The following is a 13,916-nucleotide window of genomic DNA, read 5'->3' as shown; positions in this document are numbered from 1 at the left end:
GTGCACCCCGTCACTGCGGACGAGGCATTGCGTGCAGCATTCGTCTCGTTTCTGAAGCACGACGGGAAGACTGTGGTCGGCGGAGGGGTGCTCATCGTCGGCGAGGACCAGCGTGCGTTGGTTTTGACTTGTGCCCATGTGGTGAACACGGCCTTGGGGAGGGACCAGTTCGAGACGTCGGAGCCTCGCAACGAGCGGGTGACGGTGGCGTGGCCCGCGGCTCCCGGTGCCCGTGAAGACGGGCGCGTCGTCGGTTGGTGGCCTGCGCGTTCGCTGCGCGACGCCGACGGCGTAGCCACAAGCAGTGACCGGCGGTGGCGGGGGGACGTCGCGCTGCTGGAAGTGGGGGAGGCCCTGCCCGCGCGAGTGCGTCCGGTGCCGCTGGCAAACCCTCAGCTGGAACAGGAGGCCTGGACCTGGTTCGGAAGCGGTGAACCGACATCGGTGGTGCGTACCCGGGTGTCGGGCATCGCGGACGACTGGCTGGTCTTGGGCGGCGCGTCGACCGGCCACGCCGTGCAGCCCGGTTACAGCGGGAGCCCGTTGTGGGACAGGGAGCGGCAGGCCGTCGTCGGGCTGTTGGTCAGTGCCCACCAGTCAAAGCCCTATGCCCGCCTCACTACTGCCGACGCCACGCGGCAGAGCTACGCCATTCGGGCGGACAGCATCGCCGAGCGCTGTCTGGGCCGCAACGTTGGGCGGTCCGAACCTCAGCGCGACGACATCGAGGCGGTACTGGAGGCGCAACGCAGCGCGGCGCGTGCCTTCCCCTACCAAGCCGTGGGGCTGCACGGCCGCGACCCGGCGACCGTCTATGTACGGCAGCAGGTTTCCACATCCACGCCCGGCAAGCTTGACCCCACCGTCGAACCTAATAAGACGATCGAGGATGCCCTTGCCACACATCGGCATGTGTTCCTCACCGGCGAGGCGGGGTCGGGCAAGTCCACGCTGACGATTCAACTGTCCACTCGACGGATCGTCCTGCCCGATGAGGCCGGCCAAGTGACACTGCTTCCCCTGCGCGTCCTGGCCCGGGATCTGGCGTCCCGGCCAGGGATGCGGTTCCTCACTGCCGTGTACGACGCTCTGCAGGCTGGTTTGGCACGCTTTATGTCCCGTGAGACGCCATCGGACCTCCTGGAAAGATCGAGTCAAGCAGTCCAATGGCTGATCATCGTCGACGGGCTCGACGAAGTGACCGCCAGGTTGGATCGGGTCGATCTCATCGAACGCATCCGCATCTTCATGGAGCAGGAACGTGCATACCGCGTCCTGGTGACAAGTCGCCCTCTGCCCGAGGTGGAACGACCGGTCTGGACCGAGAGTAAGGAAGTTCTGACACAGTACGTGATCGAGCCGTTTCGGCAGGACCAACTGTCGCAGTTCGCGCGGGCTTGGTTCGCACATGCGCCTCAACTGTCCGGCCGCTTCCTAGGCCAGGTCGTGGCCGCGGGCTTCGAAGAAGAGGCGTCCAATCCGCTGCTGGCCACCGTCGCCGCAGTCGTCTTCGAAGAAGACCCGGAACAACCGCTGCCGGCAAGCCGCTTCGACCTATACGAGAGGTACTTCTCCTACCTCTACGACTCCAGGGCCCGCCAGCTGCTCAACGACTTGCAAGGCCGGCTGGCCGGACGACATCAGGCCCAGGAACTCACACACCGTCTGGTCGCTGCGCGTGTCTCCCTCGTGGAACACCTCGCGCCCCTCGCCCTCGGCAGGCAATCACTGCTAGCTGAGGCCTTGCAATGGCTCGCTGCCAAAGGCATCACACCGAAGCCCGCGCCCCCCGACTGGTCCGAGATCGTCGCTTCGGTGCTCACCTCGACTGGCTTGGTGGTACCGGACGGTGAGGGCCTGCAGTTCACTCACCACACGTTCGCCGAGCACATCTGCGACCTCCTCGACGCACGGCGGCTGCCTGCGCGCTTCGACCCGGATGACGCCACATGGTGGCGGACAGTGAGCCTGGCCTGCATGACCGGAGACGTGAGCCAACAGCGGGTCATCCTTCACCGTGCCCTCCTGGGAGGTGACCCGACCCATCTCCTGGATTGGCTCCTTCAAGGAAACGACCTGTCACGGGAGTTGGCCGGCGCCCTGATCTCGCGAGGTGTCCACGCGACCGGGAGTCAGCACCTTGATCTCGCTAGGACAGTCGACTTCTGGATCTGGCGGGCCTCTCGCAGCCCCCAGCACGTCAGCCAGACCGTCAACGCCCTGGCGGTACTACGCGACCTCAGCCGACCCCTGCACCGCGTGGTCCGACATGCCGCTGTCGACCCCGCCGTCCCCGGCGAACTGAGGGAGGCCGCGGCACATGTCCTGCTGCGCTGCGGCGAGCCGTATCGATCGGATGGCCTGGATGTCATGCACCGCTTCGTACGTGATGCACAACTGGCTGGGCGTATCAGGCTTCGGGCTGCCCACGCCCTCGAGTTTGCCGGCGCGACGCAGGCGGCCCTCGAAGGACTCGCCCACCTGACCCGCGACCGATCGGTGCACGCGCTGCACCGACACATCGCCGCCGATCTCCTGAACGGACGGCGCAGTTGGAGCTCGTTGCCCGCCAGAACAGCGGCCGGCACGGTTGCTATAGACGCCCGGCCCCTGAGCGGTGCCCGCCCGGACGGCAGTGATGAGGACCTCCGCCAGCCGAGTGATTGGACCGACGTCATCGCCCCCGAGCGCGGCCGGTACAGGGAGCCAACCGAGGAGCGGGCACGTCCCTTCGGCCCCGAGCCTGTTCCCCCGAGCATCGTGGTCTTTCTGGCATTGGACGACGGAGCGGACGCAGAGGATGTCGCAGCGCTGGCCCTCGGCATAGTGGCTGCACAGATATCCTACGGCCCCCCGCGCGGAACTCACGGCCACAAGGTGCGCGAAGAGACCGAGATGTGGCCATCCATAGCGATGTGGCTCACCAGACAGCCAGCCCCCCTCGGATCCCCGTATGCGGACTTCGTGCTGTCGCTCCTTGCGGACATCGTCGGGCACTCCGCCCACGCATCAGCACACTCGGACAAGCCATACCTCGGAAGGCCTATGCGGGCCGTGCTCGCGGCGCTGCTCCTGCGGGGCGAACAAGAGCACAAGGAAGCCGGCCTCCGGCTGCTCACCGCCCCCATGGCGATGTGGAGCTTCCCGTCGATCGACTCCATGATGCGGGATGCCCTCTGGTCCTCCCAGCAAACGCTCCTCAAACCGGTGGTCACCCAGCTGTGCCGAATCCTGCTGGACTCTCGGCTCACGAACATCCTCCGCTTGGAAGTCCTCGCATCAGTACGGGCGCTGGATGCCGACGCGGCCGTTGAGTTTCTCACCCGTGCCCACGATGCCGACCCCTACAGAGTGGCGACTACCATCGTCCGGCTCGGCCGTGAATACCACCCAGAAGCCGTGGCCTTCCTCGAGGAATCCGCACGTAGCTCTCTCGACGCGAGCGCGGAGAACTGGTGCAGGGCAGCGGCTGAGCTCCTTGCTACAGCCGTCAGCAGCCATAGGGATGAAACCGCGAGGATGCTCCAAAGAGCCGTGACACGAGCTCCGAACAACGAGGCGGCCTTGGCAGTAGCCGCCGTCTTGGGCCTTCACGACCCCATGGCAGCCTCCCGCTGCGCGGCACGTGTTGCCGACGCGCACGACGCTAATGACGCGGACCGGATCGAGGCCACCCGCCTCATCGCCCGTCTCGGTAGCGAACGAGAGCACGAGACGACGGTCCTGACTTTGCTCGACAGCCTTGGTGACACCATGCCGACCCGCAAGCTGATTGATCTGACCGACGGTCTGTCGTGCATGAGTCCCGCCGTACGCGACCGCATGGAAATTCTCCTGCGGCAACGCCAGGCTCGAGCAGACCCGGATCCGCTCCATTCCACCGGAGTGGTCACCGCCCTTGCCTACCTCAGTTCGGCCACCCGAGCCCGGCTGTGCAGCGATCTGCCCCTCCTGTGCCCCCTCCCCTCCGGAGTGCACATTCCAGGGTGGCTGAGCAGGCTGAAGGTTTTCTCCCTGCTCGGACCAGACCTGCACGAAGCAGTCCAGACACTGCTTGCGGCACACGTCGTGGCACCCGAGCGACCACACCGCATCGCCGCGACCGATCTGATTCACACCCTGGACTGGAAGGGCTCCGGAGAGCTGGCAGCGCGGTCCCTTGCCACCCTTGCTACCGCGCCATCGGAGCTCCCGGCCACCCGGGCGCTGGCGGCACGTCGCCTGCGACGCTACGGGCAGACGTACCGAATCACCGCGTTGCAGGCCTTGAACGCGGTGGCGGAGGACGCCTTGTCACCGCCTCTTCTAGTCATGCAGATAGCCCGAGAACTGGCCGCCACCGGAGCCCCACAACAGGCCATGAAGGCGCTGGCCACGCTGTGCATGGAGGGCACCGTATCCGAACCGCACCGGTCTAAAGCAGCGCTGCTCATGCTCATCCTGGATCCCAGAGGCTCGCCCATTGCCACGCATGCATTGCACGCCATGGCATCCGATCGGCGGCTCTCCGCCGAGATGCGTGTCTGGGCCAATGAGGTGTTACAGCTCGTACAGGACAGGCCGAACCACTGATCCGGCGCGACACGGAGATAGGGCTCGGATCACGCGTCCCTCGAAGTGGTGGAGGAATCGGGACGACGAGAGTGTCGCCGGGCCGCAGGTAGTCAAGGGCCTCCACAGTTTCTCGCGCTCGGCGTTCTTGCCGGACTTCTTGTCCGAGAGATCCGACTGCATCCGGCATCGGTGAGAGCGCGGATCTGCCGGTCGAGCAACTGCCCCTCGGTGGACACACGTGCAGAATCAATCGACACTCCCGAGCCTCTGGAAAGATTCTCCTTTTATGGCCAGGCCTGCCCGTTTAAGGGTAACGGCGCTCTATCTGCGTCTCGTTGGGACCGTGGTTGCGCTGAGTGACAGATGAAGCGAGAGGGCGAGCCGAGTCGGCTGTCGATGCGGACTGGTGTGTGCGGGCTGCGGGTGAGTGGGGGCTGCACCTAGGACGGACAACGGACAGAAATGAAGGACCCCCGTAACCAGGCGATCTACCTGCCGCACCGCGGCGGCTTGGAACGCAAGCCCGATGTGCTGCGCAGCGGCCGGCGTGCCCGACGCCGCCGGCGCCGCGTCGACCAGCGCGCCACCCGGTTCGTCTACCCCGGCGCCCTCGTCAGCCAGCGCCCGGCCGAGGCCGCCGACCGCCAGGTCGCGGGACATTGAGAGGGCGACCTCATCGTGGGCCAGGGCAACCGGTCGGCCATCGGCACGCTCGTCGACCGCACCACGCGCTACGTCAAACTCCTGCACCTCCCCAACGGACGGAGTGCCGAGCACGTCCGCGACGCCCTCGTGCACGCCTTCGCAGACCTGCCACCTGACCTCGCCCGCTCGCTGACCTGGGATCAGGGCAGCGAGATGGGCAGGCACGACGAGTTCACCCGCGCCACCAGCATCCCGGTCTACTTCTGTGAGCACGCCAGCCCCTGGCAGCGCGGCTCGAACGAGAACACAAACGGCCTGCTGCGCCAGTGCTTCCCGAAGGGCACCGACCTGTCGATCTACAGCGCCGAAGACCTCTCTTACGTCGCCGCGGAACTCAACGACCGTCCCCGCAAGGCCCTCGGCTGGCAAACGCCCTCCGAGCTCTTCGCTAAGCTCGTCGCAACACTTGAGTGATCGCGTGTTGCGATGATCATCAGCCGTTCCGCCGCGGCTTGGTCAATGCAACACCCCTCAGGGTCTGGTGTTGCGACCACCTCTAGAACCCAAGTTGGCAAGTGGGGCCGCGGACCGCTGTCAAGGTCATGCGGTACTGAGACTTGCGCGCATCGCGGCATGGAGGTCTTCGCGGGCTTGGTGGAACCGCTCCAGCCCTTCGCGGTACTCCGGCGAGGTGAGGGAGAGGTCTGGATGCGTGTTGAGCAAGTCGCGCCACTGCCGGAGCAGCCTGTAGGCCCGGTCGGACTTCTCTTGAACCGCCGGTGGGGCCTGCAGGGCGATCCTGTAGCGCTGGGTCAGTACTGAGGCATCTCGAAAGGCGTCCAAAGCCGCCTGGTATCGCGCAGTGGCGTCGCTCTCCCTGAGGATGATGACGCGTAGGGCAGTCGAGCTGTCGTTCAGGGCGGCGAGATAGGTGCTGTAGAGATCGCGAAGGGTGTCGTGCACGCGGTTCGCTTGCTCGCGACGGTACCGCGTGTGGTCGGCGAGCATGGTCGAGCCGATCCCCAGAGTGGCGCCGACGATTGTGCCGAGTAATGTCCCCCAGTCCATGAGCGGAACCGTAGTTCTGCCAGCTCGCCATGAAAATAGGACAAATCGAGGCGTTGGGTCCCTGTTCGTTGACCAACAGCGCTGCTCAAGTGACCAGCTGTGGCGCTCTGTTGCATCGAGACTTATCCACTGGGTGTGTATAGGCATCTTTTCGCATTTCACCGCGGCGCCAAGAGGGAGTGAACGTCGGTCGGCCGGAGGTACGGGGAGCAGCCGGGTGCTGTCGCGGCGTATACCAAGGGGCGGGCCGATCCTGGGGTTGCTGGGAGCGCGGCGATGGGGTCGGCGCTCTGGCGAAGAGTCCCGACGCTACGTTCTACTGCCTTGTCATGGACGCGGGTGCTGCGGCAGTCATCGGTGCGGCAATCGGCGCGATCGGCGGGCTGAGTGGCGGCTGGCTGGCCGCGCTGGAGCAGCGCAATCAGCGCAGCGCCGATCTAAGGCGCTGGCGTGACGAGACCCGTCGAGATGCGTATGTGGCGTACATCTCCACGACGAAGCGGCTCGCCGCCACGCAGTGGAGGATGGCCGACTGCTTATGGGCAGAAGGCAGCACGCCCGAAGAGTGGCAGGCGATTTTCGTCGCGGATCACGATGCGTGGACCGAGTTCAGTGCCGCTGCCGCGGCAGTCGCCGTGGCTGGGCCGGGCTCGGCGGCGAAGGCAGCTGACGCCTTGCGAACCGCGATGTTCGATATCCAGCGTGCTGTCATGGCGTGGCTGGCCGCCGCCCGCGAGGCCGGGCACGGGCGTCTGGAGGAGTTCGACGACCGGTTCAAAGCGGCAGCCAAGGCCAAGCGGCGGCCGGACCAGGACTTCCAGGCCGCCGCACGGGCCGCATTGAACACCGAGTCGCCTTGACCGCAGCATCCCCGCCGAGGTGCACAGAGGTGCACGGCGGCGGAAGCTGAAGTCACCACAGGCTCAAGGGTCTGCCTGCCTCAGCGGCTGCACGGATTCGGAGGGCGATGTCTGCCTCGGGCTCGCCGAGTGCGAGGCCCTCGCGTATCGCGGTGGCGATGGCCCGCGAGCGTCCCGCCGGCCCGCGGAGGTCTGCCAGAGGGCTGTAGGGGTCGCGGCGCCGGGCGAGCCACTCCGCTCGGTTCTCCGCGGGGGTGCCGAGCCGCAGGTGCTTCGGCTGCTGGCACGAGTGGTTGTCGCACGTGTGGCAGACGGTCGGGTAGTCGTTGCCCCAGCCGAGCCGCGGGAAGACTCCGTGGGCGAGCTGGTAGCCGTAGAGGTGGGCCGGAACGGTGCCGCGTCGGGTCCGTCCCGGCAGGGACGCCGCGCGGAAGCTGGCGTGGCCCGTACTGGAAATGCCGCCGAGGAAGAACCAGCAGTCCGTCTGCGATGAGGTGCGGTAGACCTTGGCCCAGTAACGGGCTCTGACTGCCTCGTTGGCCAGCCACGCAGACCACTCAATGGCCGGTATGCGTACGGGCGTTGGCTCACCGATGAGGGCGAGCTGTTCGTCAACGGAAGCGGGCCCGGACCCGTTCACCGCCGTGAGTGGGAACAGTCCGGGCCCGAGGTTGTAGTCAGGCGACATCAGCCCGGCCGTCCTCCGGCGTGGAGGCCGGTGCCGGGGCAGTGGGCGCAGGAGGAGGCGGGGCAGATGCCTCCGCCCGAGGCGCTCGGGTGCGACGGGGGCGCGGTCGCTCGGCACGGGCTCGCAGCGTCTCTATGACCTCCTTGGCGCGCGCGGCGGTAACAGGCTTCGCCTCACGCTCCAGTTCTTCCGCCGGTACACCCAACAACTCCGCAACCAACTCCGCGTCATTGTCGAACAGCCGCAGGGCAGCCGCAGCGGCCTCCCGTGCAGCGACATCGGCCTCTTCCTTCGCGCGGGCCGCCTTCACCGCAGTCTCGCGCGTGGCCAACACGTTCGCCGCGGCCATCTCCCGCGTCTTCGCCTGGAGTGCTTCGACAGCTCGAACCCGCCGCCGCAGCTCCGCCGCGCTCACTGATGCTGCCGGAGTCGTGCTCACCTGTTCCCCCGTCTTGTTCGAAATTGCTGCTCATCGCGCGCACCGTAGACACAGGTCCGCGGACATCTCGAACTGGCGGAGGGCGCCGGCGGCAGAGATTCAGTGCCTCCGGCGGGTCCTCTCTCGGAGGGGGTGGGGGCTGGTTGGTTGGGTGCGGCATCGTTGTGGTGCGGGTGAAGGCGGGGTTCCCCCCTCGGCCGGACACCCGGGGGGCGTACCAGGGACCCGGACACGGTGTCCAGGCCGGGCCGCTGCGCGGTCGCTGCGCGAGCCTGGACACCGCGCCCGGAACCCTGGTACGGCGGAGCTGTCCGACCGAGGAGGGAACCCCGCCCAGGCCCGTTGTGGCCGGGCCCGGCCGGGCGGTGCGGGCCGGTGGCACGGGAAAGGGCAGGTCAGGGCGCGTATCTGGGTTGACCTAACCCCTGGAACATGGTTTAATTAGTGGTGTCGGAAGGGGAGGGCAACCCCCGACCGGCACCGGCGGGCCGACCGGCCGCCGACAACCTCTCTCGCCAGGAGAACGTACGTGAGCACCACGAAGGCCCCCGCGAAGCTCGAGACCATCCGCGCCCTACTGGCTAAGGCGGAGGACCCTCGTACGCCGGAGGCGGAGGCGGAGTTGGCCCGGACGCGGGCGTTCGAGATGATGGCGAAGTACGGAGTCGAGCAGGCGGTGCTCAACGACTCCAGCCCGGCCAGCGACGCCCCGACGGATCGTCAGATCGTTCTGGACAGCCCGTGGGCGATGGAGCGGGTCCGCCTCATCAACCGCATCGCGCTCGCTCTCGGCTGCCAGCTCATCCACCTTGGCCGGGACGGCAGCGGCCCGGCCCGTCGAGTGCACATCTTCGGGTACGCGAGCGACCTTCAGCGCGTCGAACTGCTCTACACCTCCCTTCTTCTCCAGATGAACAGCGGCCTGGCCGCTCAGTCGGTCCCGGCTGGGCAGGGGGCGCGCGCATGGCGTCGCTCCTGGCTCCTCGGCTTCATCAAGCGGGTGGGCGACCGCATCGAGGAGGCCGAGCGCGGCGCACGCGAAGAGGCCAGGGGTGAGGCCACCGCCACCGGCCGCACCGCGGCTCTCGTGCTCGCGGACCGTAAGGCCGTCGTTTCGCGCAACTACCGGCAGGCGTACCCGCGTTCGCGGAAGGGCGGCACCACGACCATGACCGGCAACGGGTACGGAGCCGGATGGATGGCGGGAAGCCGCGCCGACATAGGCGGTAAGCGGATCGGCCGTGCCACAACCGGGTCCATCTCCGCGTAGCCCCATTGAGGCTGGGGGCGGCCGTCCGCCGCCCCCAGCCACCCGGCCCCGATCTATCCCAGGAGGCATGACCGTGCCGTTTCGAAAGCCACCGGCCACCCCCGCCCGCATCCTCACCGCTGCCGCCGACCACATCGAACGCGTCGGCCTCTATCAGGGTGACCACCTCTGGCAGCCCGGCCGGATGGGCGACACCGCCCCGTGCACCGTGCTGCACGCGTGGGAGCGCGGCGTACGTTCCGTCCGGCCCCGCTGGTCCGCACGCGGCGAACCGTGGGAGATCTTCCAGCGTGCCTTATTCGATTCCCTCGTGGTGCTCAGCAACCACATCAACGGCCGCCCCGTGTCCGGCGTCCGGTGGCGAAAGCTGAAGCTCACGGAAGGCGCTTACCGGCGCACCCTGCTGTGGTGCTGGGGAGACGAACCCGAGCGGACCACCGCCGAGGCCGCCGCGATGATCCGCGCCGCCGCAGCCCTGCACCCGAGTGACAGCGATCACAGCATCCCCGGTTGCCCCACCATCAAGAACATGGTTTAATTAATGGTGCCGGAAGGGGGAGGGCAACCCCCCGACCGACACCTTCACCGGGCCGAACGGCCCAACGAACTCTCACCAGAAAGAGAAGGACCGATGACCAACGTCAAGACTCAGGCCGGCGTCCAGACTGCCCCTGCCCCGTGGCCGACCCTCGCGGTCGCCGAACTCGCCGCGCACCCCGGCAACGTCCGCGACATCGAGGCCCCGGCCGATCTGCTGGCCGACGTGAAGGACAACGGCGTCGTGGAGCCGCTGTACGTCGTGCGGACCCACGGTGACGTGCCGCAGGTCATCGACGGGTTCCAGCGGCTGGCCGCCGCCGTCGCCGCAGGGCTGGAGACCGTGCCGGTCACGTCCCGCCCCGTCATCCGGATCGACGCGCTCACCCCGCACCCGAAGAACGCCCGTGAAGACCTCGACATCAACGCGCCGTTCGTGGAATCGCTCCGCGCCGAAGGCTGCCGCATCCCCGTCAAGATCCAGCGACGGGACGGCGGAGTCCTCCAGGTCAACGACGGAAACCGCCGCTACCACGCAGCGACGGACGCGGGCCTTACTCACCTGCCTTACGAGTGGGACGACGAGGACCGCGACCCGGCCGGGCAGTTCCTCGACATGATCACGACCGCCCAGCACCGTAAGAGCCTCACCCCGTCCGAGATGAACCAGGCCATGTTCAGCGCCGCCGAGGCGGGCGCGCAGGTCGGCCGCATCGCCAAGGCTGCAGGCGTGCGGCAGAAGGACGTGAAGACGCTGGTCAAGGTCAGGTCTGACGAGAAGTTGAGCGCCGCCGTCACGGGCGCGGGCAACTACGAGTGGACGTTTGAGCACCTGGCTGCACTCTCGGAGTTTGCCGACGACGCCGAAGCGCTCGCCGCGATCACGGAGGCCGCCGCCGAGGACGACGCCGACGCCGGAGACGTCGACTGGGCCATTGCCGTTGAGCGGACCAAGCGAGACAAGCGGATCAAGGCCGGGGCCCACTGTGCGGAGCTGGAGGCTGCCGGGCAGAAGATTCGGGACGCCGAGGAGCTGTCCGAGCGCGCGATGCCCGTGTGGCGACTGCGCGGCATCAGCACCGAGGAGCACGCCGAGTGCAAGGGGCTTGTGTGGGTGTTCGACGAGCGGCGGGGGGACCGGTACGAGCCCTACTGCTCCGCCCCCGGCCTGTACGGGCACACGGTGCCCGAGGGGGCCAGCGCCAGCGGCGGCACGAAGACCACCGCTGAGAAGGAAGCCGAGCGCGCAGCCCGCGCCGCCGTCAAGAAGGGGAACATCGACTGGGACGCGGCCGAGGCCCTGCGCCGGAAGTGGATCACGGACCTGATCAAGCGGCGCAACCTCCCGAAGGCCACCACCAACACCCTGATCGGGCACGTCAATAACGCTCTGTTGAACGGCAGTTGGGGAATCTCCGACGACCTGAACAAGGAGGGCACCACCGAGATCCTGGCCGGTTTCCTGGGCCTGAACACCGAGCAGGCCAAGGACCGGGGCAGCTTCGCCGGGCATGTTGCCAAGGACCCGCGCCGGGCCCCGCAACTCCAGTTCGCGGCCATCGCCGCCGTCCGGGAGAAGTGCGCGAACCGGTCGGCGTGGCGTACGGACAGCCAGCACGCCCCGTGGACGCGGAAGCCCACGGGCCGCTGGTTCCAGGTGCTCGCGTCCCTGGGGTACCCGCTGACGCCCATCGAGCAGTCCGTCATGGGCGGCGAGCCCTACGACCCGTCGAAGAAGAAGCCCCGCGCCGCGATCACGTCCGGCAGCGAGCCGGAGACCGAGCAGGAGCCCGGCACCGACGAGGAGGCGAGCGAGCCGGAGGCCGACGAACCGGCGAGCGACGACGAAGCCGCCGCGTAACCACCTCAGCCGCCCGACGCCGGGGGCGGGAACCCTCCCGCCCCCGGCCATCCCAGGAGCCCAACAGTGACCCGTACAGATCTGTTCGAGACCCACGCCGACGACCACGGTTGCGGATGCGTCCCCGCCCCCGCCGAGCCCGACCCCAGCACCACCGCCGACATCATGCAGGCCCGCGCCATCGCGTCCGGTCTCGCGGAGTTCGGCATCGGGCCCGCCCGCTGGTCCGCCGCCTACGACCACCAGGCCGCCGCCGTCGTACTGCGCGTGGACACCCCGCGCGGACTGTACGCGCTCGCCATCCCGGCCCCCGGCCAGCCGTTCCCCGTCCGCCACCGGGGCGAGCGCATCGGCGCGCTTGACTTCCGCCGCACGTACGGCATCGCCGACAGCTACATCGCCGCCCTGTTCGCCGCGTTCCTGCGCGACCGTGCCGCACTCGACATCCCCGGCCGGGACGCTTGCCCCACACCGCAAAACATGGTTTAATTAATGGTGTCGGAGGGGGAGGGCAACACCCCCTCCGACCCACGGGCCGCCAGCCGGCCCGACCCCGGCCGTACGCGGAGGGCAACCCGCCCGGCCGCTCGATTCCTTCTCTCACCAGCAGGAGCCCCCACGATGACCAGCGCAGCCATGCGTTTTTCCATCCCCGCCACGGCCGAGTCCCGCGTCCGTCAGCTTGTCGAGGCCACCAACGCCCGCGCCGCCGTCCACCGCCTCAGCGCGTACGCGCTCGACATCTCCAAGCCGTTCCTGGCCGACTACCACGACATTGACGGCCGTCTGATCGGCAAGCGCCCCACCGTCACCGTGACGATCTCCGGTGACATCCCCCGTCACCACGGCTGGACCGTCATCGCCCGCCTGGACCACGACGAGGAGGGCGAGACGATCACCAGCCTGTTCCCCGGCCTGCCCGAGCAGGACGCCGAGGCCGTGCGCCAGTACCGCGCCGTCGAGAACTTCTGCCACGGGTGCGCTGTCGCACGTCACCGCACCGCCACCTATCTCGCGCGCCACGAGAACGGCGAGATGCGGCAGTTGGGTACGACGTGCGTGGAGCCGTACACCGGTCTGCCGATTAAGGGCCTTGAGGCCCTGTGGAGGTTCGGCACGCTGAAGGACTCCGATTGGGACGGTGAGGAGGGCGGCATCCCGGCCGATCTCCGCGTCCCGGTGGTCGAGGTGCTGCGGGTGACCGCCGCCATCGTGAAGGCGGAGGGCCGGTTCTACAGCCGGTCCGAGCAGTGGAAGAACACCATGCCGACCGCAGACGGCGTCGAAGCGTATTTCTTCGACCGCAAGGCCCCGATGGAGTGGCGGGCCGCGCTCGATGCCGACCCGGACGCGCCGGGCACCGCCGCCGCTGTCCGGGCGTGGGCCGTCCAGGGATACGGCAGTCTCTCCGACTACCGCCACAAGGTGGGCCAGCTCGCCAAGGGTGAGACCGTTGACCCGCGCCACCTGCCGACGCTGGTGTCCGCCATCGCGGGTTGGTACCGCGACCAGGAGAAGGAGGCCACCGAGCGGGCCGCCCAGAACTCCCGGCCGCAGGGCACCGTGGGCGAGCGCATCACCACCACCGCCACCGTCACCACCGTGATCGAGCTGGAAGGCCGGACGTACGGCTACCACACCCAGCGCCGCCGACTGGTGAAGTTCCAGGACCCGAGCGGCAACGTGTTCGTCTGGTTCAGCTCCGCCGCCGACGTCCCCGACCAGGGTGACGAGGTCGAGCTGACCGGCACGGTCAAGGACCACAGCATCTACGGCGAGACCGCACAGACCGTACTCACCCGGTGCCGCGTCGCCGCACGCGAACCGGTCGCCGCATAGCAGGTCCCGGCCGGGCGGGAGCCACCGCCCGGCCGGACCCCGGCCGCCGGGCCGTGGGGGGGGGGGGGGGGGGGGGGGGGGGGGGGGGGGGGGGGGGGAAGAGGGGGGGGGGGGGGGGGGGGGGGGGGGGGGGGGGGGGGGGGGGGGGGGGGGGG

Annotated in this window: 9 protein-coding genes and 1 pseudogene; 8 read left to right on the top strand and 2 right to left on the bottom strand. The window is 68.4% G+C overall.

Annotated features, from left to right (window positions below):
- Window positions 1–27: 27 nt before the first annotated feature.
- Together ACZ4UU_RS43245 and ACZ4UU_RS43240 are read left to right on the top strand one after the other, a co-directional pair.
- Window positions 28–4,572, top strand: coding sequence for a trypsin-like peptidase domain-containing protein (locus ACZ4UU_RS43245; RefSeq protein ID WP_471908935.1), 4,545 nt, complete (start codon window positions 28–30; stop codon window positions 4,570–4,572).
- Window positions 4,573–5,034: 462 nt separating this feature from the next.
- A pseudogene (locus ACZ4UU_RS43240) lies at window positions 5,035–5,673 on the top strand (IS30 family transposase); the annotation flags it as partial.
- Window positions 5,674–5,799: 126 nt separating this feature from the next.
- Here the strand turns inward: ACZ4UU_RS43240 and ACZ4UU_RS43235 are convergent.
- On the bottom strand, window positions 5,800–6,267 hold the full coding sequence (locus ACZ4UU_RS43235) for a hypothetical protein (protein ID WP_471908934.1): 468 nt from the start codon (window positions 6,265–6,267) through the stop codon (window positions 5,800–5,802).
- Window positions 6,268–6,596: 329 nt separating this feature from the next.
- Here ACZ4UU_RS43235 and ACZ4UU_RS43230 point away from each other — a divergent pair, with 329 nt between their 5' ends.
- The gene (locus ACZ4UU_RS43230) at window positions 6,597–7,127 is read left to right on the top strand and encodes a hypothetical protein (RefSeq protein ID WP_471908933.1); all 531 of its coding nucleotides are present in this window, start codon (window positions 6,597–6,599) and stop codon (window positions 7,125–7,127) included.
- Between the two features lie 52 nt (window positions 7,128–7,179).
- On the opposite strand, the gene ACZ4UU_RS43225 is transcribed toward ACZ4UU_RS43230, so the two are convergent.
- Window positions 7,180–7,815, bottom strand: a complete 636-nt coding sequence (locus ACZ4UU_RS43225) for a hypothetical protein (protein ID WP_471908932.1) — start codon at window positions 7,813–7,815, stop codon at window positions 7,180–7,182.
- 968 nt (window positions 7,816–8,783) lie between these two features.
- On the opposite strand from ACZ4UU_RS43225, the gene ACZ4UU_RS43220 reads away from it, so the two are divergent.
- The 5 genes from ACZ4UU_RS43220 to ACZ4UU_RS43200 all read left to right on the top strand — a co-directional run bounded on the left by ACZ4UU_RS43220 (window position 8,784) and on the right by ACZ4UU_RS43200 (window position 13,761).
- Window positions 8,784–9,524, top strand: a complete 741-nt coding sequence (locus ACZ4UU_RS43220; RefSeq protein ID WP_471908931.1) for a DUF2786 domain-containing protein — start codon at window positions 8,784–8,786, stop codon at window positions 9,522–9,524.
- Between the two features lie 73 nt (window positions 9,525–9,597).
- Window positions 9,598–10,062 (top strand): DUF6197 family protein, encoded by a 465-nt coding sequence (locus ACZ4UU_RS43215; protein WP_471908930.1) that lies wholly within the window; start codon window positions 9,598–9,600, stop codon window positions 10,060–10,062.
- 93 nt (window positions 10,063–10,155) lie between these two features.
- Window positions 10,156–11,922, top strand: a complete 1,767-nt coding sequence (locus ACZ4UU_RS43210) for a ParB/RepB/Spo0J family partition protein (RefSeq protein ID WP_471908929.1) — start codon at window positions 10,156–10,158, stop codon at window positions 11,920–11,922.
- Window positions 11,923–11,988: 66 nt separating this feature from the next.
- Window positions 11,989–12,411, top strand: coding sequence for a hypothetical protein (locus ACZ4UU_RS43205; protein WP_471908928.1), 423 nt, complete (start codon window positions 11,989–11,991; stop codon window positions 12,409–12,411).
- Window positions 12,412–12,543: 132 nt separating this feature from the next.
- Window positions 12,544–13,761, top strand: a complete 1,218-nt coding sequence (locus ACZ4UU_RS43200; protein WP_471908927.1) for a hypothetical protein — start codon at window positions 12,544–12,546, stop codon at window positions 13,759–13,761.
- The last annotated feature ends 155 nt before the right edge of the window (window positions 13,762–13,916 follow it).

Source organism: Streptomyces sp. NPDC028907, from assembly GCF_055564995.1.
Note: the sequence above shows the minus strand (reverse complement) of the source record. Positions and strands in the feature narration are given on the sequence as shown.

Excerpts from the sequence above, each read along its gene's own strand:
- ACZ4UU_RS43235 (WP_471908934.1), bottom strand. The coding sequence starts at position 6,267 with ATGGACTGGGGGACATTACTCGGCACAATCGTCGGCGCCACTCTGGGG.
- ACZ4UU_RS43230 (WP_471908933.1), top strand. The coding sequence starts at position 6,597 with ATGGACGCGGGTGCTGCGGCAGTCATCGGTGCGGCAATCGGCGCGATC.
- ACZ4UU_RS43225 (WP_471908932.1), bottom strand. The coding sequence starts at position 7,815 with ATGTCGCCTGACTACAACCTCGGGCCCGGACTGTTCCCACTCACGGCG.
- ACZ4UU_RS43210 (WP_471908929.1), top strand. The coding sequence starts at position 10,156 with ATGACCAACGTCAAGACTCAGGCCGGCGTCCAGACTGCCCCTGCCCCG.
- ACZ4UU_RS43200 (WP_471908927.1), top strand. The coding sequence starts at position 12,544 with ATGACCAGCGCAGCCATGCGTTTTTCCATCCCCGCCACGGCCGAGTCC.